Source organism: Kribbella sp. NPDC026596, assembly GCF_040638415.1.
GTDB lineage: Bacteria > Actinomycetota > Actinomycetes > Propionibacteriales > Kribbellaceae > Kribbella.
The window spans coordinates 1-20857 of record NZ_JBEZYF010000034.1; the positions used below are offsets into that span (position 1 = coordinate 1).

The following is a 20857-nucleotide window of genomic DNA, read 5'->3' on the forward strand; positions in this document are numbered from 1 at the left end:
TCCTCGGTGGTGTTTCCGTTACCACCACCGTGGATCGGTTGTTGACGTGTCACCCCAGGGCACAGCACTGGTCCATCGCCTAGTACCTGCCCCGCGCCGCCGCCTTCGCCCCAGGGGCGACGCCTATGCCATGTCGCGCAGCCGCGCCTTGGCGCCCCTCTCGACGAACAGCGGCACGAAGTCCCGGATCGGGACCTCGTCGAACTCGGGGCGGGACTGACTCACGACCTGCTCGACCGCCTCCACGGGAACCTGCGGAAACTGCTTGGCCAGCCGGTCGACCACCTCACCGATCGCACGCTCCTCATCTGACCTGTCCATCTGTCCACGATGTCGCCCGACCCGGACCCGGACAAGGCTCGTCGACCATTTGACCAACTTTGAGACACGTGCCGCGCTCCCGCGTACTCACCAGGGATCACCACGGACGCGACCAACCCGACCCGGCGCGACCGTCGAGACATGACCACACACCAGCTCACCTTGGCCAACGCCAAGCGGACAAGGCTCATCGACCACGCCGACATCGCCCGCCTCACCGCCGTACCCACACCGCGCACCGACCTCGTCGCCCGCCTCGCCACCGTGCCCGGCCTGGTCCGTCCCGGCATCGCGCACTGGGACATGAAGACCCGCCTCCCCCTGCACCCACTGTCCAACGAGAACGCCTACGGCGACCCGCGGCTCCTGCACGACCTCGCCGTACCCGGCGCAGCCCTCGCCCGGCGGCTCGGCGCGGACGTCATCGTCGGCGCCGAGACCGGCGGCATCCCCCTGGCCACCGCCGTCGCACTGGCCGGCGACCTCCCGTTCGCCTTCGTCCGCAAACCCGGCTACATCGGCCACGAGGACCACGAACCCCGCGTCCGCGGAGCATCCGTCGCCGGCCGCCGAGTGCTGCTCGTCGACGACGCCGTCTCCTCAGGCAAAGCACTCGAAGCCTTCGCCGACGAACTCCAAGCAGAAGGCGCCATCCTCGTCGGCGTCTTCACCCTCGTCGACATGCGCGACGTCGCCACCACGGTCGCACCGATCGCCACCACCCTCCCGCTCGAGTCGATCGCCACCTACCTCGAAGTACTCGCCGCAGCCACCGAACACGACGTACTCGACCCCGCAACCCACCAACTCGCCGTCGACGCCCTCATCAACCACTGGCCCGACAACGACCCCCGCTGGACCCTCCTCAACCAAGCCGCCTGACGGGACCGCTGCGCCCGGCAGCCCAGGCACGTCACCAGGGTCCTTCACTGGTGCGAAGGCGTCTCCGCGGCGGCATCGTCGGAGGTGAACTTACTCATCACGCTGGAGGACATAGTGAGCACCGATTTCAAACTCGAGGCCGTCGTCATTCCCGTCACCGACGTCGACAAGGCCAAAGCGTTCTATGAGGAACTGGATTGGCGACTCGACGCCGACTTCGCCTTCGACAACGGCTTCCGGGTCGTCCAGTTCACCCCGCCGGGGTCGCCCGCCTCGGTCCAGTTCGGCACCAACATCACCACCGCCCAACCGGGCTCGGCCCAGGGCCTGTACCTGATCGTCTCCGACATCGAGGCCGCCCGCGCCGAGCTCGCGGCACGGGGCATCGACGTCAGCCAAGCGTTCCACCCAGCCACACCAGGCGCCCAGTTCCACAACGACGGCGACCACCTCAACGGTCCGGCCGACGAGCACGCCAGCTACAGCTCGTTCGCGACCTTCAACGACCCCGATGGCAACACCTGGCTGCTCCAGGAGGTCACCACCCGGCTCCCCGGCCGCATCGACACCTCGGAAGCGACCTACACCTCGGTCGACGACCTGCGACAGGCCCTGCAACGCGCCGCGACGGCCCACGGCGAGCACGAAGCCCGCAACGGCGGCAAGTTCGACGAGCAATGGCCCGAGTGGTACGCGACGTACATGGTCGCGGAGCGAACCGGCCAGGAGCTCCCGCAATGAGCGACTACGACGTCATCGTGATCGGCGGCGGCTCCCCCGGTGAGCACACCGCCGGGGCGCTGGCCGAAGGCGGCCTGCGGGTCGCGGTCGTCGAACGTGAACTCGTCGGCGGCGAGTGCTCGTACTGGGCCTGTATCCCGTCCAAGACTCTCCTCCGCCCCGGCGAGGCCGCCCACGCCGCGAACGACGCCGCCGCACCGGCGACCGTCGACGTCAAGGCAGTGCTCTCCTACCGCGACTTCATGGTCTCCAGCTACTCCGACGTCGGCCAGGAGAAGTGGCTCGCCGACAACAGCATCGACCTCATCCGCGGCAGTGGACGCCTCGCCGGACGCGGTGTCGTCGAAGTCGACGGACATCAGTACACGGCGGATCACGTCGTACTGGCGAACGGATCCGAACCGTTCGTGCCACCGGTGCCCGGACTGCGTGAGCTCGACGGCATCTGGACCAACCGCGAGGCCACGGGCATGACCGAGGTCCCGCGCCGACTGCTGGTGCTCGGTGGCGGTCCGGTCGGCGTCGAGCTGGCCCAGACTGTCCGGCGGCTCGGCGGCGAGGTCGCCATCGTCGAGTCCGCGGAGCACCTGCTGCCGCGTGAGCCCGCCCCGCTGGGTACGGCGCTCGGCGAGGTACTGCGTCGAGACGGGATCGAGCTCGTGGTCGGGGCTCAGGCTACGGGCGCTCGACGCGACGGTGACGATTACGTTCTCGAGTTGGAGGACGGGCGCGAGGTTCGCGGTGATCGGCTGCTCGTCGCGACCGGCCGACGGCCACGGGTCGACGGAATCGGGCTCGAGACGATCGGGGTTCAAGCCGATCCCCACGGCGTACCGGTTGATGCCACACTCCAGGTCGTTCCTGGTGTTTGGGGCGTTGGCGACGTGACCGGGATCTGGCAGCTCACCCACGTCGGCAAGTACCAAGGCCGGGTCGTCGCCACCAACATCCTCGGCACGCACCGAGAGGCGAACTACGACGCGGTGCCCCGGGTCGTCTTCACCGATCCGGAAGCCGCGTCCGTCGGCTCCAGCGACGGCCGGTACAGCGCGACCGTCCTGCTGCGCGATGTCGCGAAGACGGCGACGTACACCCACAAGTACGCCGAGAGCAACGGATTCCTGACCCTCCTCAGCGACGGCGAACGCCTGACCGGCGCCTACGCGCTCGGCCCCGAGGCCGGCGAATGGCTCCAGCAAGCAACTCTTGCCATCCGCGCCCGGATCCCCCTCGACGTCCTCCTCGACACCATCCAGCCCTTCCCGACCTTCTCCGAGATCTACCTCTCAGCGCTCAAGGCCCTTCGAGCCAACATCAAGACAAACGGAGCCTGACATGAGTGACTCCATGGCATATCCCCGCTCCGGCGTGAGCGCCAGCGTCGACCCGAGCTCGAGGTAGGGGGTTATGTTGCGGAGGGCTCGGGTGACGTAGTCGTCTTTTTCGCCGACGGGGGCTACGTAGTGCATGGCGTCTTCGGCGGCTTCGAGGCTGTGGAGGCGGGCGATGGTCCAGGTGGCGAGGTACGTCGATGCGAGGCAGCCGCCGGCGGTCGCGAGGTTGCCGCGGGCAAAGAACGGCTGATTCAGGACCTCGACGCCGGCCGCGACGACCCACGGCTTGGAGACGAGATCGGTGCAGGCGGGTACGCCGTTCAGCCGCCCGAGCTTGGCCAGGACCAACGTGCCGGAGCACTGTGCGGCCAACAGTTGCCGCGCGGGATCGAGCCGGCGCAGGGTGCTCATGATCGCCGGGTTCTCGACGACTTCGCGGGTCTTCCTGCCACTGCCGACGATCACGGCGTCAGCGGAGCAGGCCTCGTCGAGATCGATCATGGCGTCGATGGTGACGCCGTTCATCGAACGCACCAGCGGCGTCGGGCTCGCGATCGACACCCGCCAGCCGGGTGCGCTGACGCGGTTGAGAATGCCGAGGGCGATGAGCGAGTCGAGTTCGTTGTAGCCGTCGAAGGTTAGGATCGCGGTGTGCATGGATCGCAGGCTAGAGTCGCCGATCCATGACAGTCGAAGAATTGTCCTGCATACAATGCAGTGGTGAGGGTGCCGAAGTACAAGGCCGTGGTCGATGCGCTGGCCGCCCAGATCCGCGCCGGACAGTGGCCGGCCGGCCACCGCCTCCCCACCCATCGCAGGCTCGCCGCCGACGAGGGAATCGCGGTCGTGACGGCTTCGCGCGTGTACGCCGAACTGGAGGCGATGGGCCTGGTCAGCTCCGAGCAGGGCCGGGGCACGTTCGTACGGGACCTCGCGGCCGCATCCGGCGAGGAGATCGACCAACGATCGGTCGCCGTCGACGCCATCGATCTGAGCTTCAACTCGCCCTCGGTTCCCGGCCAGGCCGATCTGCTGCGCCAAGCATTGCGGGACCTCGCCGGAGCCGGTGACCTCGACGCGCTCCTGCGCTATCAGCCACCTCGCGGCCGGGCTCAAGACCGGGCCGCGGTCGCCCATCACCTTCGCCGGCGAGGACTCGACGTCGGCCGCGAACGAGTCCTGATCGTCAACGGCGCCCAGCACGGTCTCGCCGTGACGGCCATGGCCCTGTTTCAGCCGGGTGACGTGGTCGCAGTGGACGCTGTCACCTATCCCGGGTTCATCGTGCTCGCCCGCACGCTGGGCCTGGAGCTGGCGCCGCTGCCGGTGACCGAGGCCGGTCCCGATCTCGATGCGCTCGAACAGCTGTGCCGACGCCGCCGCGTCCGCGCCGTCTACACGATGCCGACCCTGCACAACCCGCTCGGCTGGGTGTACGACGACTCCCAACGTGCCCTGCTCGTCTCGATCGCCAACCGGTACGGCGTTTCCATCATCGAAGACGCCTCGTACGCCTACCTCGCCGAGGACGCACCCCCGCCGCTGGCGATGCTGGCCCCCGACCTCACCATCTACGTCTCAGGCCTGGCGAAAAGCGTCGCGCCAGGTCTGCGGATCGGCTTCATCGCCGCACCCACGGCACTCGTACCGGCACTCGAGCGCGTCATTCGAGCCACCACCTGGCACACCCCTGGACTGACGGCAGCGATCGCCTGCCGGTGGCTCGAAGACGGCACCGTCGACCGCCTCGAGACCCAGAAGCGGGACGACGCCCGCCAACGGCAGTCCATCGCCTCCGAGGTACTCGCCGGGCTGCCGTACGTCGGCCACCCGTCGTCGTACTTCCTCTGGCTGCCTTTGGCCCAGGACGCGCGCCCCGACCGGATCGCGGCCGCCCTGGCCGACAGACGAATCGCGGTCTCCACCGCCGAACCGTTCGCAACGACACCGACCGTGCCGCACGCCCTACGCCTGGCAATCGGCTCGGTCAGTATCGCTGACCTCCGCGAGGCCCTCCACGCGGTCCGCCACGAAGCCGACCACGACCCCTTCCGCTGACACCGACGTGCGGTCCTCCGCCCGTGACACCAGGGGCCGTACCCGGCTGTTTCCCTGGTGCGACCGGACGTCGGCGACGGGACCGTGGGGTGTAGCCACGGGAGCCAAGTCATGAAGCTGTTTCGAGGACGGCAAGGGCCGGCTGCGGGCATCCGCCCGGGCAACGCGATCGTCGATCTGCGCGCTCGCGAAGCAGCCGAAGCGGTTGTCTCAGCGGCCGTCCGCCGCTCCCGCAGGATCGGACCATCGCTGCGGATCACGACCAAGCTGTACCCAGGTTGGCCGGTCGCGGCACTGGTCGCCGAGGCCCGCACCAGCGAACGGGCGCTCGTAGTGCTGAGCCACGACAGCAAGTTCGAGCGTGCGCTGGCACGGCGATTGGTTCGCCGTACGACGGCCTCCCTCGCGGCGATCGGTCTGTCGCCCAGAGCACTGATCGGACCGTCCGTCGGACGAGTGGTTGTCGGTGGCGACGGTGACGGTGGGCCACCGCCCTAGCCGGTGGCGCCGGCTTCGGCGTCGCGGATCAGTTCGGTGGCGACGTCGCGGAGTTTGCGGTTGGACTGGCGGCTGAAGCGGATCAGGGTGTTGAAGGAACGGTCGGACGTGATCGTGTAGCGCTCCATCAGCAGACCCACGGCCTGGCCGATCAGGTCGCGGGTCTCGATGGCGGCGAGCAGGTTCTCCTCCCGCTGCGCGCCCGAGTAGGCGACGGCGGCGTGAGCGGCCAGCAACCTGCCGACATGCTCGGACTCATCGGTGAACGCGCCGGCAGCGTCGGCGTACAGGTTGAGGGCACAGAGGCGGTCGTCTTTCACGAACAGCGGAAACGCCAGCACGCTCAGGGCTCCCAGTTCCGCCGCTCGTGGGGCGAAGCGCGGCCAGCGAACCTCCCGCCGCATGTCATCGACCCGGACGATCCCGCGCGCGTGCAGGAGGGCGTCCAGACACGGACCCTCGCCATACTCCGTCATCACCGCATCGATGCGCGCCGGCAAGGGACTTGATTCCGCCTTGTGCTCCACGCGTTTCCCACCGACGAGAGCCGTCACAGAACCGGCCTGTGCCCCGGGCACGAGCTCGATCGCCGCCTGCACGACTTCCCGCAGTACGTCGTCGGGATCGTCGGCCTGGTGGAGATCCCGGGCCAGTTCACTCAGCTCGTGCGCAAGCTGATCCGGCCCGGAGTCACCACCCCGTTGTACCGGATCGACGCTCACGAACTTGCCGTCATCGGTCACGAGCTGTCCTCAGGTTCCGGAGTACCACCTGCTCGGCACACAGTCCAGAAGCCGAGAAGATTGTTCGGGCAAGGGGGTTGATCGAAGCGCTTACAGCGGTCATAGTGGTTCAGCCTCAGACAACCGGGCGCCGGCTTTCCGACCTGCTGAGGCTGCCATGCGCGATCACGACACCCGGACCGTTCGCCAGTTGATCGTCGCCTTGCGTACCGTCGAGGACGAATTGCGTACGGCGCGCTGCGCCGGGGATCTCAATCGATTGACTGACCTGATCCGGCGCAAGCAGACCACGCTGCACGAACTGCGTCGCCGTCGCCGGACCCGATCCGGCATTGCCCGATCCAGCGTCGCCTGATTCCGCCACCCACCGATCGATTGCGGGCCCGTCCCTCTCCGGAGGGGGCAGGGGGAGCGGGCCCGCAATCACCTCCCCAGCCGGCCCACCGCCGTACGGCAGGTGCTGAAGGCAAGGACGCGTTGCAGCGTGTGTCCTACGCTCGTGCACATAGCGTCGATGCCCGGGGGGTGCGATGACGGACGCTCTCGTCGAGACCAAGCTCTTTCCGCCCGCACCACGGGCCGGCATCGTGGCGCGGCCGCGGCTGGACGACTGCCTGTCGCGTGGCGGCCGTCTGGTGCTGGTTTCGGCTCCGGCCGGATTCGGCAAGACCACCGTCCTCGGGCGCTGGCTGACACACGCCGGGCCCTCAGTCGCGTGGGTCGCCCTCGACGAGGGTGATCGGGATGCCTCGTCGTTCTGGACGTACGTCGTCACCGCGCTGGACCGCGCCGTTCCGGGAGTCGGTGCCAGCGCCCTTCCACTGCTTCAGGCCGGGCAGACGCCGACCGAGGCCGTGCTGGCGGTCGTCATCAACGAGCTGAGCGTTCTCCCCGGCGAGGTCACCCTGGTCCTGGACGACTATCACCTCGTCGACGGCCCCGGCATCCGGCCCGGGATGACGTTCCTCCTCGACCATCTGCCTCCGCAGGTGCGGCTGATCATCAGCACTCGAGCGGACCCCGGCCTGCCGCTGGCCCGCCTCCGCGCGCGCGGCGAACTCATCGAGATCCGCGCCGCCGATCTTCGCTTCACCCTCACCGAGGCGAACACCTACCTCAACGACGTGACCGGCCTGCGTCTCACCGATGCGGACATCGCGGCACTCGAGGAGCGCACCGAGGGGTGGGCCGCGGCGCTGCAACTCGCGGCCCTGTCCCTGCGGGGTCGCGACGATCCCGCCGGCTTCATCGCCGGTTTCGCCGGTGACGACCGATTCGTCGTCGATTACCTCGTCGAAGAGGTCCTGGACCGGCAGCCCGAGCCGGTACGACGGTTTCTGATGGAAACCTCCGTCCTGGACCGTCTCACCGGCCCGCTGTGCGACGCCGTGACCGGCGACCACGACGGCAAAGCAATGCTCGAGCGGCTCGACCGGGCGAACCTCTTCCTGATCCCCCTCGACGACCAGCGGCGCTGGTACCGCTATCACCACCTCTTCGGCGACGTCCTCCGCTCCCATCTCCTCGATGAGTACGGCGACGTCGCGGACCTGCATCGACGCGCCGGCAACTGGTACGACGAGGCCGGCCAACCGGTGCCCGCAGTCCGGCACGCCCTCGCGGCCGGCGATCTCAGCCGCGCGGCCGAGATGATCGAGCGGGCCGCTCCAGAGCTGCGCAGGAACCGCCAGGAGCACACCTTGCGCCGGTGGATCGACGACCTTCCCGAAGACGTCGTCGAGCACCGGCCGGTGCTCGCCATGGACTTCGTGGGCGCGCTGATGGCCAGCAACGAGTTCGGCGACGTCGAGCGCCGATTGAACGACATCGAGCAGCTGCTGAACGGCCGATCGGGAGTGGTCGTGGTCGACGAGCGTGAGCACGCCAGACTCCCTGGTGGCATCGAGCTGTACCGGGCCGGGCTGGCGCTGATCGGCGGCGATCTGGCCGGCACTTCAGAGCACGCCCGCCTGGCTGTCGACCGTGCGCCCGAGGACGACCACCTCACCAGGGCGTCGGCCGAGGCCTTGGCCGGACTCGCCTCGTGGACGGCAGGCGACCTCGAGGCCGCACACCGCAGCTACACCGAGGCCGCCGATGGGCTGCATCGAGTCGGGTACGTCTCCGACGTACTGGGATGCTCCATCACGCTCGCCGACATCGAATGCACGCAAGGCAGGCTGCGTCAGGCGCAACGCACGTACGAGCGCGCCCTCGAGCTTGCCGCCCGCCACGACCCAGACATGCGGGGCACCCGGGACATGTACGTCGGTCTGAGCCAGGTGGCGTTGGAGCGCAACGACCTGGCCGCCGCCACGGAGCACCTGAGGCGCAGCGACGAGCTCGGCGAGCAGGCCGGGCTGCCGCAGAATCCCTACCGCTGGCGGGTCGCGATGGCACTGATTCGGGAGGCGGAGGGCGATCTCGACGCGGCGCTCGGGCTGCTCGCCGAGGCGGAGCGGGTGTATGTGGGCGACTTTTCGCCGAACGTTCGACCGATCCCCGCGGTGCGCGCGCGAATGCTGGCTGCCCACGGGGACGTGGCCTCTGCGCTGGAGTGGGCGCGCGAGTACGGCGTGTCCGTGCACGATGAGGTGTCGTATCTGCGCGAGTACGAGCATGTGACGCTGGCCCGGGTCCTACTCGCCGAGGGCTCGCCGCAGGCCCGGCGCGACGCCATCGGGCTGCTCGAGCGACTTCTCTCAGCGGCCGAGGATGGCGGCAGGCAAGGCACCGTGATTGAGGTCCTGGCGCTCCTGGCGCTCCACACAACCGGTGACGAGGCACTGGAACGCGCGCTGACGCTGGCCGAGCCTGAAGGCTACAACCGGGTCTTCACCAGCGAAGGGCAGCCGATGGCCACCCTGCTCGAGGCCGTGGATCGACACCGACCCGGCTGGGCGTATGTGCGCCAACTCCTCGGGCCACGCGAGACGTACAACCGCGCCGCCCGGGACGGCCTCATCGATCCGCTGACCGAGCGCGAGCTGGACGTGATGCGGCTGCTTGTCAGTGACCTCGACGGCCCCTCGATCGCCCGTGAGCTCGTGGTGTCGCTGAACACCGTGCGTACACACACCAAGAACATCTACGCCAAGCTCGGCGTCAACAATCGCCGCGCCGCGGTCCGCCGGGCGCATCAGCTCAACCTGCTGTCCCAACGCCGCTGAAGCCCAAGTTCACCAGATGATGTGAGGCGCACTCACCACATCGGCTCCTAGCTTGCAGATACCAGCCAAGAGGAGCACCCCGTGAACAGCTCAGCCACTGACCAGTCGCACGACCGCAGCTGGTACGAGATCCGCCTTCAGGGGCGACTCGACGCTCGGTGGTCGGTGTGGTTCGACGGGCTCACCCTCACCGCCGGAGCCGACGGCACCACCACCATCCGAGGCCCAGTCGTGGACCAGGCCGCCCTGCACGGGCTGCTGCAACGACTCCGCGACCTCGGCCTCCCCCTCCTCTCGGTCGCCCGGGTGGAGCCCGACCACCGCGAACAACAGCACAGCTCAACCACTGGAGACAACCATGACCACGACCACTCGTACGACGACAGCCACCAGCGACCCCACTCGTAATCACGCCCGCGCGGCCGGCATCTTCTACCTGATCACGTTCGCGGCGTCGCTGCCGGCGTACGCCCTGATCACCTCGGCGGCGAACCCGGACCTCACGGTCGCCGCCGGGCACGACAACCAACTCCTGGCGGCCGGGTTCCTGGACTTCGTCAACGCTCTCGCCGGCGTCGGCAGCGCGGTAGCCCTGTTCCCGGTCCTCAAGCGCCAGAACCAGTCCCTCGCGCTCGGCTTCGTCACCTCGAGGCTCGTCGAGGCCGCGGTCATCATGACCGGTGTGGTGTGCCTCCTCGCCGTCGTCACCCTCAACCAGCAAGGCACCGGTACGGGCGCCGGCGGCCAGGCCCTCGTGGCTGTCCGCGACTGGACATTCCTGTTCGGTCCGGGCTTCATGGCGTGCATCAACGCCGTCCTGCTCGGCACCCTGATGTACCAGTCACGCCTGGTCCCGCGGATCATCCCCACCCTCGGACTGATCGGAGCACCGTTGCTGTTCACCGCGAACCTCGCGACCCTGTTCGGCCACAACGAGCAGGACTCCGGCATCACCATGCTTGCGACGCTTCCGATCGCCTTCTGGGAGCTTTCGGTCGGCATCTGGATGACTGTCAAGGGGTTCAAGCCCTCGCCGATCACTGCCAATCTCACCAAGGTCGACTGACCTGTGCGGCCCACCGCCACGGCGGTGGGCCGTTATCGTGAAAGGCCTCTCGCCCACCGTGAGGAGAGCCCGATGCCCACACTCGACCGGGTCGGCTGGGGCTTCATCTCGCGGTACGCACTGGCGTCCATGGGCACCTCGCTCGTGTTCCTGGCTCCCCTGCTGGTCTCCCTGGCCTTGAAGGTCAACTCGCTGGTGGGGATCGAACAGGCGCCGAACAGTTTGGCGCTGGTCGCCGGGACCGGCTCCGTCGTGGCGATGGTCGGAAACCCGTTCTTCGGCAAGCTGAGCGACCGTACGTCGTCGCGGTTGGGCATGCGGCGGCCCTGGATGGTCGCCGGTCTGGGAGGCGGGTGCCTGGGCATTCTCATCGTTGCCCTGGCACCCAACATCCCGGTCGTCCTCGTCGGATGGTGCCTCGCGCAACTATCTTTGAACGCCCTGCTCGCCGCACAGGTGGCTGTCCTGCCGGACCAGGTTCCGGTTGCTCAACGCGGTCTGGTCGCTGGTGTCCTGGGAATCGGCCTGCCAGTCGCGTCGGTGGGCGCGACCTACCTGGTGCAACTCTTCACCGGCAACCGACTCGCGATGTTCCTGGTCCCGTGCGCGATCGGCGGATTCTTCGTCCTGCTCTTCGTCAGCACGCTGAAGGACCGCCGACTCGACCCGGCGGACCGGCCGGCCTGGTTGTTGCGCGAACTCGCCAGCACGTTCTACTTCGACCCACGCAAGAGCCCCGACTTCGCCTGGGCCTTCGCCAGCCGATTCATGATTCTCCTGGCTTACGCCCTCCTCACCACCTACCAGGCCTACTACTTGCTCGACCAGCTCGGCACCGCGGAGGACGACGTACCGCACCAAGTCTTCCTCGGCACCCTCGCCCAGTCCGTCGTCCTCATCACCGCGTCCCTCATCGGCGGCCAACTCTCCGACCGGACGGGCCGACGAAAGATCCTCGTCATCACCGCCTCGATCGTGTACGGCGTGGCGCTCTCCGTGGTCGCCATCGCCGACACGTTCAACGGCTATCTCGTCGGCATGGCCCTCAGCGGACTCGGTTTCGGCCTGTACGTCGCCGTCGACCTCGCGCTCGTGGCCGACGTACTGCCCGACAGAGCCACCGCCGCCAAGGACCTCGGGGTCTTCAACATAGCCAGCGCACTCCCCTTCTTCGTCGCCCCCGCAATCGCCCCGGCCATCCTCGCGCTAGGCAACGGGAGCTACGCCGTCCTCTACACAGTCGCAGCACTCTCCGCCATCCTCGGAGCCACCGCCATCCTCCCCATCAAACGCGTCCGCTGAGCCCGAGTGTTGAGTCGAACCTCGAAAGGTCTACTACCGCGGCACCGAGGACACCGCCCTCACCGCACAGCTCCTCTCGGACGACAGACCCCCAGAACTGCCGCCGTCCTCCAGGCCGAATGCGCCCGCCGACCTATTCCATCAACTGTATTTGATGTATTCTCGGCGCCGTGAGAGGGACCGGCGTTGCGGCGCTGCCCGAGTTCGTGCGGCTGGTCAGCCATCCGCTGCGGTGGCGGTTGGTCGCCGAGCTCGCGCGGACCGACCTGCGCGTCCGCGAGCTCGTCGCCATCGTCGACGAGCCACAGAACCTGGTCTCGTATCACCTGCGGCTGCTGCGCGACGGCGGCCTGGTGGCGTCGAGGCGCAGCAGCTTCGACGCGCGGGACACCTATTACCACCTCGACCTCGATCGCTGTGCCGCGGCGCTGGCGGGCGTTGGCGTCGCACTGCACCCTGCTTTGCGGATGGCGCCCGTACCGGATTTCGCGACGCGGCGTTCAGGCAGGCCGAGTGTCCTGTTCGTGTGCAGCGGCAACAGCGCGCGCTCACCGATCGCGGAGGCACTGCTGCGGCATCGAGCCGGGAGCCGGGTGCGAGTGAGCAGCGCCGGCATCCACCCCAAGGACCGCATCCCCCGCCACGTGGTCCGGGTGCTGCTCGAGCAGTACGGCATCGACATCGATGGACAGGTGCCGCGCCCGCTCGACGGCACGCGGGACCGTCGGTTCGACCGAGTGATCACCTTGTGCGACAAGGCCCGCGAGTCTCTTCCCGTCGCTGAGCACTGGCACCGCACCCACTGGAGCATCGCCGACCCGGCGGAGAGCACCATCGGCCGCAGCACTTACTCGAAGTTCGTGTCGGCAGCGGCCGAGATCGACACCCGCGTTCGGCAGCTGCTACCAACCCTCGACACCTAGATGGAGGAGTGACCATGGATACCTTCGCAAGCGTTCGCTACATCGTCGACGACGTACCGGCGGCGATCGAGTTCTACACCACCCATCTCGGATTCGCCCTCCGCAGCAACCCCGCACCAGCCTTCGCCGACGTCACCCAGGGCCCCCTGCGCCTGCTGCTGTCGGGACCACAGTCCTCCGGCGCCCGCGCCACCCCAGCCGAAGCGTCCGGCGCCGGCCGCAACCGCATCCACTTGATCGTCGACGACCTCGACGCCGAGATCGCCCGCCTCGAAGCCGCCGACATCGTGTTCCGCAGCGAACTGACCGCCGGTCCAGGCGGCCGCCAAATCCTGATCGCGGATCCCGCCGGCAACCTCGTCGAACTCTTCCAACCTGCAACCTGAGAGCGGCGCTGTCAGCCGCTGCCGAGCCGGTGTTCGAGGGTGTCGAGGAGGGCTTCGACCTGGCGGTAGGTCTCGGAGCTGTAGGCGCCGATGCTGCGCTCAGCCACCAACGCGTCGCGCATGGCGTCCAGGTAACGCCGCTGGACGATGCCCATCTGCTCGCGGGCGTCCGGCTTGGTGTCGCGGAACTGCTGTCGCCCGGCGAGGAGGCGAGGAATGACCCGATCCTTCATCGTGCTGACCAGATCCGGGTCCAGCGGCTCGCCTTCGATGGTCTGCTTCTCCAACGGACCGACCGCGTCGATCGCCGACTCGCCCACCTGCCGCAGCAGCGCCTGCACGGAGTCGCGCTGCTCTTCCGGGCTCTCGGGACGGAACTGCATCTTCGCGATCACCGCCGGCAGCGTGAGACCGAAGAGCGTCAAGGTGATGAGTGCGACGAGGAACGCCGCGAGTACGACGGTGGCGACGTGCGGCGTATCGGCCGGGATCGTCTGTACGGCGGCAACCGTGACAACACCGCGCATGCCGGCCCACCCCAGTACGACGAAGCCGCGCGCGGTGATCGGCTCCCGCTCCTCGAAGTCCACATCCGCCTGTCCGCGGGCCAGCCTCCGGCGTGCCCAGGCGAGGCGGGTCTCCTCGCGCTCGTCGGCCGGCGTCACGGAGTCCAGGTGCTCCTCCATCCGGCCCAGCTTGGCCCGGACCTGGTCATGGCGGTCAGCTGGGCTCCACCTGCCGACCACCGCCGGCCACACCAGTCCGAGGAACCTCAACACCACCAGCAGGCCGACTACGAGCAGGACGAGACCGGTGATCTCCCCCGTCGTCGTCTCCGACCGGGCGTCGTCGACGAGCTCCGGCAGTTGGTAGCCCATGGCAAGGAAAACGCCACTCTCGAGGATGAAGCTGATCGTCGTCCAAGTCGTGGATTGGGTCTGCCGATCCCGGGCGCTGAACCGCTTGCTTCCGAGCGCGCCGGTCAGGAGGCCGGCGACCACCACGGCCAGCACGCCGGACGCGTGAGCCTCTTCAGCCGGGAAGTAGGCGAGAAAGGGCACCGCGAAGGAGATCGTGGTGTTGAGCACCGGATCGTCGAGCCGCTGCCGCAGGAGGGCCGTCAGCCACCCGACGAGCAGTCCGATGACGACACCTCCGACCACGGCCCAGACGAAGTCCAGGATCGTGTCGGCCAGGCTGAAGTCACTCGTGGCGGCGATGGCGGCAACGGCCGTACGCAGGACGACGAGCGCGGACGCGTCGTTGACGAGGCTCTCGCCCTCCAGCACCGTCATGAGCCGCGGCGGCAGCCCGACCCGATGCCCGATGGCCGTCGCGGCGACCGCGTCGGTCGGGCTCACCACGGCACCGAGCGCGGTCGCCAAACCGAACGAGATGCTCGGGAACAGCGCATGCACCACGGCCCCGATCGCCAGTGCCGACGCGATCACCATGACCACCGACAGCCACGAGATCAGCGCGAAGTTCCGCCGTACGTCGAGCACCGGCAACTGGACCGCCGACGAGTACAGCAGCGCGGGCAGCACGCCGGCCAGAATGATCTCCGGCTCCAGGTGAATCGCCGGCGTACCCGGCAGGTAACTGGCCCCGATCCCCAGCCCCACCAGCAACAACGGCGCCGCGACCCCCGTCCGCCGGGCGAACACGGACGCCGCGATCATGATCGCCAGCCCGGCCCCCGCAACAACCAAAAACTGATGGTCCACGCAACCAGACTCTAAGGACGTCCCCCGCCGACTAGCCGGAAAGACGCGCGGGCCAGGCGCGGAAGGCCTGGATGGTGAGGGCGGCGAACCGGCGGGACGCGGCTCGGCGGAGAGCGGGGTTCGTCGCGCGGATGCCGCCGTGAGCCGACAACATCATGACCAGGTCCTCGCTGGTGAAGTCGGCGCGCAGGTGGCCGGTCTTCTTGGCGCGCTCTGCGAGCCGCGCGACCGCCCGCAGCGTGTACTCGCGGTGCACGGTGAAGTCGGCCGCGCCGGGATACGTGGCCAGGAACGCCTCGGTGAACCCACGGCTGTCCGCATTCACCTCGCAGATGCGCTCGATCACCTGGCAGAACCCGCGCCACGGATCCTCCTCGGCCAGCCCGTCGTCGACGATCGCTCGGCAGTCCCGCACCTGCTCGGCGAAGGCTTCGGCCGCCAGCAGTTGCTTGGTCGGGAATCGCCGATAGAGCGTCGCCGGGCCGATGCCTGCGCGCCGGGCGATCTGCCGCATCGTCACCGTCATGCCCTCGGTCGCGAACAGCGCTCGCGCCGCCTCGACGATCCGGTCCCGGTTGTCGGCCGCGTCGGACCGCAGGGAGTGAGACAAACGATCGCTCATTGCTCTCACTCTACCTAAACGGACGCTGGCGTCCGTTAGCGTCCGAGGACCGGCAGCAGAGCGAAGGAGTAGACAGTGAAGGCAGTCTCAGTCGAGACGTTCGGAGATCCAGACGGGATGGCGGTCGTCGACGTCGCCACTCCGGTGCCCGGTCGTGGGCAGGTCCTGGTCGCGGTCGAGGCGATCGGCGTCGGGGGTGTCGACGCGGTGATCCGGAGAGGAACGCTCGCGGGATACGGCTTCCAGAAGGGCCATGTGCTCGGTTCCGAGGTCGCCGGGACGGTCACCGCGGTCGGCCCGGGCGTCGACACCTCCTGGATCGGGCAACGCGTGTGGGCTTTCACCGGCCGAGGCGGCGGGTACGTCGAACAGGCGATCGCCGGCGTCGAGGACGTCGTACCCCTGCCGGCGACCCTCTCGGTGGAGGATGCCGTGACGCTCGGCAGCTCCGGTGTAGTCGCACACTTCGGACTCGCCCACGCCCACTTCACGCCGGGCGAGTCCGTCCTGATCCGCGGAGCCGCCGGCAGTCTCGGGATCATGACCGTTCAGCTCGCCGCTCGCGCCGGCGCGAGCGCGATCGCCGTCACCACCTCGTCGGTCGAACGCGGTCATCGCTTACGCGAACTCGGCGCGACTCACGTGCTCAACCGTGCCGGCGATGGCTCCACGGCGTACGACGTGATCGTCGACGTCATCGCCGGTCCGGATCTCCCGTCCTTCTTCCCGAAGCTCGCACCCAACGGCCGGCTGGTGCTGGTCGGCCTGGTCGGCGGCCCACCTCCGCCAGACTTCGGGACGGCGATGCTCGCGGCGTTCCAGCAATCGTTGTCGTTGGCAACCTTCAGCGCCGGCACCGTGCCCAAGGCCGCACAACAGGCCGTACGCCGTGACCACTTCGCCGCCACGACCCGCGGCGAGCTCCACTCGGTGGTCCACGAAGTCCTGCCCCTGGACCAGGCCGCCATCGCCCACCACAAGATGGACGCCGGCGAAGTCTTCGGCAGGATCGTCCTGAAACCGTAGGTCTGTCAGGCGAACACCTGTCGGAATCCCTCTCGCCAGGACGGGTACTCCAGGGTCCAGCCCAGCTCCGCCTTTGCCTTAGCGTTCACCGCCGGGGGTAGCTGGTTGCCGTAGTACACGGCTTGTTCGCCGAGCTTCTTCGCGGCCTCCTCCGGGGAGATGCGCCGCGGCAGGGGTGCGTCCAGGATTCCGGCGAGGTACGGCACCCACTCGGCCTGGGCGGCAGGCTCGTCGTCCATGACGTTGTAGACGCCGGGGCCGCCGTGGTCCACCGCTCGTACGGCGGCCGACACCGCGTCGCTGACGTGAAGCAACGGGTACCGGCCGGCGCCGTCGCCGACAATCGGCAGCTCGCCGGCCAGGACTGCTGTAGCGATATCGCCGCCGGGCCCGATGGAGGTGCCGTGGCCGTAGAGAAATCCGTACCGCAGGACGACGCCCTCGATCTCCGGAGCGCCCAGCACCAGTTCCTCGGCCGCGATATTCGCCCGGACGTGGCTTCCGATCGCCCCCGGACCGTCGAGGTACGGAGGTGACGACTCGTCCGCCGGGCCCGAGCCGGGCTCGGTCATGAAGCTGGCGCTCTGCGCGACGACCCGACGGGTGCCGGCTTCGTCGGCTGCGCTCATCAGCGTCTTCGTCCCCTCGCTCCGCAGCCGATTGGTCACGTCCAACCATTTCCCGTAGTCGGCGGACGGCCCAGACAGCGCTGTCATCAGATTGACGATCACCTCGGGCTGAGCCTCGACGATCGCGTGCCGCACAGCAGCCGCGTCGAGCCCGTCCATCAGCACCGGTCTGGCCCCGAGCGCGGCCACGATCGGGAGATTGGCGGACCGCTGAGAAGTGGCCGAGACCTGATGGCCTCGCCCCACCAAGGCAACGACGAGCGGCCGGCCCAAGACGCCGGTACCCCCTGCGACGAAAACTCGCATGGTCCCCTCCTTGTCGGCGTTCGGAATGTGACTTCCTTCAGCCTGACCCGGTGCAGAAACGCTCGCGCCCTGGACAGTCCCTGGTCCAGCCACTGGCGCCCTCGACTCAGAGGACATTCGCCGCCTGGAGGGCATCGCGAAGGTGTCTCCGGGCGCTGACCCCCAGCTTCGTGAACACCTTGCGCATGTGCCACTCCACGGTCCGGGGGCTGATGAACAGCTCGGCCCCGATCTCGGGGTTGGACAGGCCCTGGGTCGCCAGCCGGGCGATGTGCAGCTCCTGCGCAGTGAGGCCGTGATTCGTGTCGACCGTTCGCTTGCGCGCTGTCTCGCCGGTGGCGGCGAGCTCCCGGCGAGCCCGCTCGGCGAAGGCATCCATCCCGATCGCCGTCGCGGCCTCGTGGGCTGCCCGCAGCCGCTCCCGCGCCTCGACCCTCCGGCCCTCACGCCGCAACCATTCGCCGTACAAAAGCCACGCCCGGACGAGCTCAGTACGGACGTTCGTCCGGTCCAGCCGTTCGATCGCCTCCCGGTAGAGGTCCTCGGCCTCCTTGCCTTCTCGCAGTTGCGCACCGGAGCGTGCCGCCACACCCAGCGCCCAGTCGGTGCCGCTGGCCTGCGTCATCTCGGAGAGCTGCTCGAAGGCGGCAGCCGCTGTCGGACGGTCGCCGGCACGCATGGCTGCTTCGACCAGCTCGACCAGTCCCCAGTTCGACACCCCGATCTCCGCCGGGAACGCAGAAGCCTCCCGGGCGGCGGCCATCGCCTCGGCGTACTGGCTCAGTCCGTTGCACAGCAGCGCTCGGGCCCAGTTCGTCAAGGACACACCGATTCCCTCACCGCGGGCCGCGACGTCGCGCATCGACTCCGCGATCAGCGGTGCCGCCTGTTCCTCCTGGCCACGGAAGGCAGCCAGACCGATAGCGGCGTACGGCGTGAGTTTGCTTTCGGCGGCCTCGGACACTGCCCGGATCTCCTCAACCGCGCCGGCAGCCGCGGTCAGCTCGCCGGCGAAGAGGTCGACGAAGACGCGCGTGTTCAACGCCAACGGCAGCGCACTGAGCGCCCCGGCATCGCGGACGATCTTCAGATGCCGGCTGGTCAACCGGTCCCAGGCACGCTCGTCCCACAGGTCGGAGGCCACCACGGCCGCCAGCCACATGAACCGAACGCCCTCCTCCATCGTCAGTTCGTCGCCGCCGAAGGCCTGCGTCGCTTGTCTGAGCAGCGGCGCCGCGGCGGCATAGCCGTCGGCGAACAGAACGGCGACGCCTTGCAGGAGTACGTCGCCTCGACGCAGATGGTCCGCCGACGCCAACGCACCGCGAGCGGCCTGGGCCACGTCCTGCGGTCCCGGTCCGGATGCCAACCGCCCGGCGAACAACGCGGCGGTCAGGGCATCCACGTAGCTGTCGAGAGCCAGGTCGGCGTCGAGGGGTTCCAGTTGGCGAGCGGCGGCCAGCAGCAACGGCAGAGCCTCGTTCCCGCGGCTGGACGCGAAGCCGATCTGGGCCCTGAGTACGTCGATGCGAGCATGCTGCAGGTCGCTGAGCGATCCCTGGTCGGTCACGGCCAGCAGGTTCAGTGCGTCGTCGAAAGTCCCCGCGTGCAGCATGGCCTGAGCCGCGTTGAGCTGGCGCTGCGCGCGGTCGACGGCGTCCGGTGTCAGCATGGCCGCACGCTCCAGGAACGCGGCTGCCGCAACCAGTCCGCCCTGGGCCAGCGCACGGCCGGCGGAGGCCTCGAGTTCCCCGGCGACGGTTTCGTCAGGACCCGTGGCCGCGTGCGCACGGTGCCAGGCGCGTCGATCCGGATCGAGGTCGGGGTTCGTCGCCTCCGCGAGCGCGTGGTGCACCGTCTGTCGTTCCCGCGCCCCCGCGGACCAGTAGGCCACCGACCGCACCAGCGGGTGCCGGAAGTGCACCGTCTCGCGCAACTCGATCAGTCCGGACTGCTCCGCCGGGCCGACGGCGTTCACGTCGAAGCCCGCCCGCTCGGCCGCACGCCACAGCAGGCTGACATCACCAAGGGGTTCAGCTGCCGCGGTGAGCAGCAGCCGTCGGGACTCGTCCGGGAGTGGCTCCAACTGACTCCGGAACCCCTCCTCCATCCGACTGGTCAGCGTCCGCGATTGTGCGGCCTCCGGGCCGAACGTCAATTCGGTCGCGGTGAGCCAGCGTGGCAGCTCCAGCAGCGCCAGCGGATTCCCGTGCGCCTCGGCCAGGATCCGATGCCGGACCCGATCATCCATCGGCCCTCTGATGGTCGACGTGAGCAAGGTGTCGGCGTCCGTCTCGGCCAGACCGCCGACCGTCAGCAGCGGTAGCCCGGCCCAGCGCTGCTGATCCTCGCTGGTGCGCGCCGCGATGACCAGTACGACGGCTTCGGCCGCCAACCGGCGTACGACGAAAGCGATGGTCTGCACCGTGGCTTGGTCCAGCCACTGCGCGTCGTCGACCAGGCAGAGAAGTGGCTGTTGCCTGGCGCCCTCGGAAAGCAGCGTCAACACGGCGAGACCGATCAGGAACCGGTCCGGCGGTGCTCCGGCACGCAGCCCGAACGCAGTCCCGAGAGCATCCGCCTGTGGCTCCGGCAACCGGTCGAGCCCGTCCAGCAAGGGTTCGCACAGCTGGTGCAGACCGGCGAACGCGAGCTCCATCTGCGATTCGACGCCCGCCACCCGCAAGATCCGGCTTCCCCCGGCGGCGCCGGCCAAATACTCGAGGAGGGCCGTCTTCCCGATGCCCGGATCCCCCCGGACCACCAGGACGCCGCTGTGGCCCGATCGGGCGGCCTGGACCAGACCGGCCAGCGTCTCGCACTCGCTGCTCCGGCCACGTAGACCCGGCCATCGACCCTTCGTCCCCGGTGACACAACCTCTCCAGGCGCTCGCCCTCACGCTGCCATTCCACCTGCCACCGTGCAATGGCCCGGCCAGGGACGGGACCAGGGCGGCGACCAGGGAAACGCACTGGCGCCAGGGATCACCAGCCTCGGCCAGGCTCGGGGATGTCGGATCTCTCCCCTGTTCAAAAGAGTTTCGCGATGAGCAACTCGCCCTCACAACAGCCTGGCAGCGACGCGTTGCCGTCGCGCCCGTTCTCCCGCCGCGGCTTCGTCGG

The 20857-nt window shown here is 68.7% G+C and carries 20 protein-coding genes; 13 read left to right on the top strand and 7 right to left on the bottom strand.

Going from position 1 to position 20857, the window contains the following annotated elements:
* Positions 1-123 precede the first annotated feature (123 nt).
* Positions 124-321, bottom strand: coding sequence for a three-helix bundle dimerization domain-containing protein (locus AB0E63_RS26105; protein ID WP_360371415.1), 198 nt, complete (start codon positions 319-321; stop codon positions 124-126).
* Positions 322-462: 141 nt separating this feature from the next.
* On the opposite strand from AB0E63_RS26105, the gene AB0E63_RS26110 reads away from it, so the two are divergent.
* The 3 genes from AB0E63_RS26110 to AB0E63_RS26120 all read left to right on the top strand — a co-directional run bounded on the left by AB0E63_RS26110 (position 463) and on the right by AB0E63_RS26120 (position 3278).
* Entirely contained in the window at positions 463-1203 is a 741-nt protein-coding gene (locus AB0E63_RS26110; RefSeq protein WP_360371418.1) for a phosphoribosyltransferase family protein, read from the top strand.
* 114 nt (positions 1204-1317) lie between these two features.
* Entirely contained in the window at positions 1318-1944 is a 627-nt protein-coding gene (locus AB0E63_RS26115) for a VOC family protein (RefSeq protein WP_360371421.1), read from the top strand.
* Positions 1941-3278 carry an NAD(P)/FAD-dependent oxidoreductase gene (locus AB0E63_RS26120; protein ID WP_360371424.1) on the top strand — a complete coding sequence of 446 codons (1338 nt, stop codon included), beginning with the start codon at positions 1941-1943 and terminating at the stop codon, positions 3276-3278. The genes AB0E63_RS26115 and AB0E63_RS26120 overlap by 4 nt, the downstream gene beginning before the upstream one ends.
* On the opposite strand, the gene AB0E63_RS26125 is transcribed toward AB0E63_RS26120, so the two are convergent.
* On the bottom strand, positions 3231-3935 hold the full coding sequence (locus AB0E63_RS26125) for a DJ-1/PfpI family protein (RefSeq protein ID WP_360371427.1): 705 nt from the start codon (positions 3933-3935) through the stop codon (positions 3231-3233). The genes AB0E63_RS26120 and AB0E63_RS26125 overlap by 48 nt on opposite strands.
* 63 nt (positions 3936-3998) lie before the next feature.
* Between AB0E63_RS26125 and AB0E63_RS26130 the strand changes: the two genes are divergently transcribed.
* Together AB0E63_RS26130 and AB0E63_RS26135 are read left to right on the top strand one after the other, a co-directional pair.
* On the top strand, positions 3999-5336 hold the full coding sequence (locus AB0E63_RS26130) for a PLP-dependent aminotransferase family protein (protein WP_360371430.1): 1338 nt from the start codon (positions 3999-4001) through the stop codon (positions 5334-5336).
* 111 nt (positions 5337-5447) lie between these two features.
* Positions 5448-5834, top strand: a complete 387-nt coding sequence (locus tag AB0E63_RS26135) for a hypothetical protein (protein WP_360371433.1) — start codon at positions 5448-5450, stop codon at positions 5832-5834.
* Here AB0E63_RS26135 and AB0E63_RS26140 read toward each other — a convergent pair.
* Positions 5831-6577, bottom strand: coding sequence for a GAF and ANTAR domain-containing protein (locus AB0E63_RS26140; protein ID WP_360371436.1), 747 nt, complete (start codon positions 6575-6577; stop codon positions 5831-5833). The genes AB0E63_RS26135 and AB0E63_RS26140 overlap by 4 nt on opposite strands.
* Before the next feature lie 157 nt (positions 6578-6734).
* Here AB0E63_RS26140 and AB0E63_RS26145 point away from each other — a divergent pair, with 157 nt between their 5' ends.
* The 7 genes from AB0E63_RS26145 to AB0E63_RS26175 all read left to right on the top strand — a co-directional run bounded on the left by AB0E63_RS26145 (position 6735) and on the right by AB0E63_RS26175 (position 13424).
* A complete protein-coding gene (locus AB0E63_RS26145) occupies positions 6735-6932 on the top strand; it encodes a hypothetical protein (protein ID WP_360371439.1) in 198 nt (65 codons plus the stop codon).
* Between the two features lie 175 nt (positions 6933-7107).
* Positions 7108-9747 (top strand): LuxR C-terminal-related transcriptional regulator, encoded by a 2640-nt coding sequence (locus AB0E63_RS26150; RefSeq protein WP_360371442.1) that lies wholly within the window; start codon positions 7108-7110, stop codon positions 9745-9747.
* A gap of 81 nt (positions 9748-9828) precedes the next feature.
* Positions 9829-10155: a hypothetical protein gene (locus AB0E63_RS26155; RefSeq protein ID WP_360371445.1), complete on the top strand. Its 327-nt coding sequence runs from the start codon at positions 9829-9831 to the stop codon at positions 10153-10155.
* A complete protein-coding gene (locus AB0E63_RS26160) occupies positions 10106-10813 on the top strand; it encodes a DUF4386 domain-containing protein (protein ID WP_360371448.1) in 708 nt (235 codons plus the stop codon). The genes AB0E63_RS26155 and AB0E63_RS26160 overlap by 50 nt, the downstream gene beginning before the upstream one ends.
* Positions 10814-10885: 72 nt before the next feature.
* A complete protein-coding gene (locus AB0E63_RS26165; protein ID WP_360371451.1) occupies positions 10886-12115 on the top strand; it encodes an MFS transporter in 1230 nt (409 codons plus the stop codon).
* Positions 12116-12285: 170 nt separating this feature from the next.
* Complete coding sequence (locus tag AB0E63_RS26170; RefSeq protein ID WP_360371454.1) at positions 12286-13038, top strand: ArsR family transcriptional regulator; 753 nt, start codon at positions 12286-12288, stop codon at positions 13036-13038.
* A gap of 14 nt (positions 13039-13052) precedes the next feature.
* Positions 13053-13424 carry a VOC family protein gene (locus AB0E63_RS26175; RefSeq protein WP_360371457.1) on the top strand — a complete coding sequence of 124 codons (372 nt, stop codon included), beginning with the start codon at positions 13053-13055 and terminating at the stop codon, positions 13422-13424.
* 11 nt (positions 13425-13435) lie between these two features.
* On the opposite strand, the gene AB0E63_RS26180 is transcribed toward AB0E63_RS26175, so the two are convergent.
* Together AB0E63_RS26180 and AB0E63_RS26185 are read right to left on the bottom strand one after the other, a co-directional pair.
* Positions 13436-15151 carry a sodium:proton antiporter gene (locus AB0E63_RS26180; protein WP_360371460.1) on the bottom strand — a complete coding sequence of 572 codons (1716 nt, stop codon included), beginning with the start codon at positions 15149-15151 and terminating at the stop codon, positions 13436-13438.
* Between the two features lie 31 nt (positions 15152-15182).
* Positions 15183-15773 carry a helix-turn-helix domain-containing protein gene (locus AB0E63_RS26185; RefSeq protein ID WP_360371463.1) on the bottom strand — a complete coding sequence of 197 codons (591 nt, stop codon included), beginning with the start codon at positions 15771-15773 and terminating at the stop codon, positions 15183-15185.
* A gap of 75 nt (positions 15774-15848) precedes the next feature.
* On the opposite strand from AB0E63_RS26185, the gene AB0E63_RS26190 reads away from it, so the two are divergent.
* Positions 15849-16799, top strand: coding sequence for a zinc-binding dehydrogenase (locus tag AB0E63_RS26190; protein ID WP_360371466.1), 951 nt, complete (start codon positions 15849-15851; stop codon positions 16797-16799).
* A gap of 5 nt (positions 16800-16804) precedes the next feature.
* Here AB0E63_RS26190 and AB0E63_RS26195 read toward each other — a convergent pair whose 3' ends face one another.
* Together AB0E63_RS26195 and AB0E63_RS26200 are read right to left on the bottom strand one after the other, a co-directional pair.
* Positions 16805-17734, bottom strand: a complete 930-nt coding sequence (locus tag AB0E63_RS26195; protein ID WP_360371469.1) for an NAD(P)-dependent oxidoreductase — start codon at positions 17732-17734, stop codon at positions 16805-16807.
* Between the two features lie 106 nt (positions 17735-17840).
* On the bottom strand, positions 17841-20609 hold the full coding sequence (locus tag AB0E63_RS26200) for an AAA family ATPase (protein WP_360371472.1): 2769 nt from the start codon (positions 20607-20609) through the stop codon (positions 17841-17843).
* Positions 20610-20857: the final 248 nt, after the last annotated feature.

Excerpts from the sequence above, each read along its gene's own strand:
- AB0E63_RS26195 (WP_360371469.1), bottom strand. The coding sequence starts at position 17,734 with ATGCGAGTTTTCGTCGCAGGGGGTACCGGCGTCTTGGGCCGGCCGCTC.
- AB0E63_RS26135 (WP_360371433.1), top strand. The coding sequence starts at position 5,448 with ATGAAGCTGTTTCGAGGACGGCAAGGGCCGGCTGCGGGCATCCGCCCG.
- AB0E63_RS26175 (WP_360371457.1), top strand. The coding sequence starts at position 13,053 with ATGGATACCTTCGCAAGCGTTCGCTACATCGTCGACGACGTACCGGCG.
- AB0E63_RS26165 (WP_360371451.1), top strand. The coding sequence starts at position 10,886 with ATGCCCACACTCGACCGGGTCGGCTGGGGCTTCATCTCGCGGTACGCA.
- AB0E63_RS26125 (WP_360371427.1), bottom strand. The coding sequence starts at position 3,935 with ATGCACACCGCGATCCTAACCTTCGACGGCTACAACGAACTCGACTCG.
- AB0E63_RS26160 (WP_360371448.1), top strand. The coding sequence starts at position 10,106 with ATGACCACGACCACTCGTACGACGACAGCCACCAGCGACCCCACTCGT.
- AB0E63_RS26150 (WP_360371442.1), top strand. The coding sequence starts at position 7,108 with ATGACGGACGCTCTCGTCGAGACCAAGCTCTTTCCGCCCGCACCACGG.
- AB0E63_RS26185 (WP_360371463.1), bottom strand. The coding sequence starts at position 15,773 with ATGAGCGATCGTTTGTCTCACTCCCTGCGGTCCGACGCGGCCGACAAC.
- AB0E63_RS26145 (WP_360371439.1), top strand. The coding sequence starts at position 6,735 with ATGCGCGATCACGACACCCGGACCGTTCGCCAGTTGATCGTCGCCTTG.
- AB0E63_RS26120 (WP_360371424.1), top strand. The coding sequence starts at position 1,941 with ATGAGCGACTACGACGTCATCGTGATCGGCGGCGGCTCCCCCGGTGAG.
- AB0E63_RS26110 (WP_360371418.1), top strand. The coding sequence starts at position 463 with ATGACCACACACCAGCTCACCTTGGCCAACGCCAAGCGGACAAGGCTC.
- AB0E63_RS26105 (WP_360371415.1), bottom strand. The coding sequence starts at position 321 with ATGGACAGGTCAGATGAGGAGCGTGCGATCGGTGAGGTGGTCGACCGG.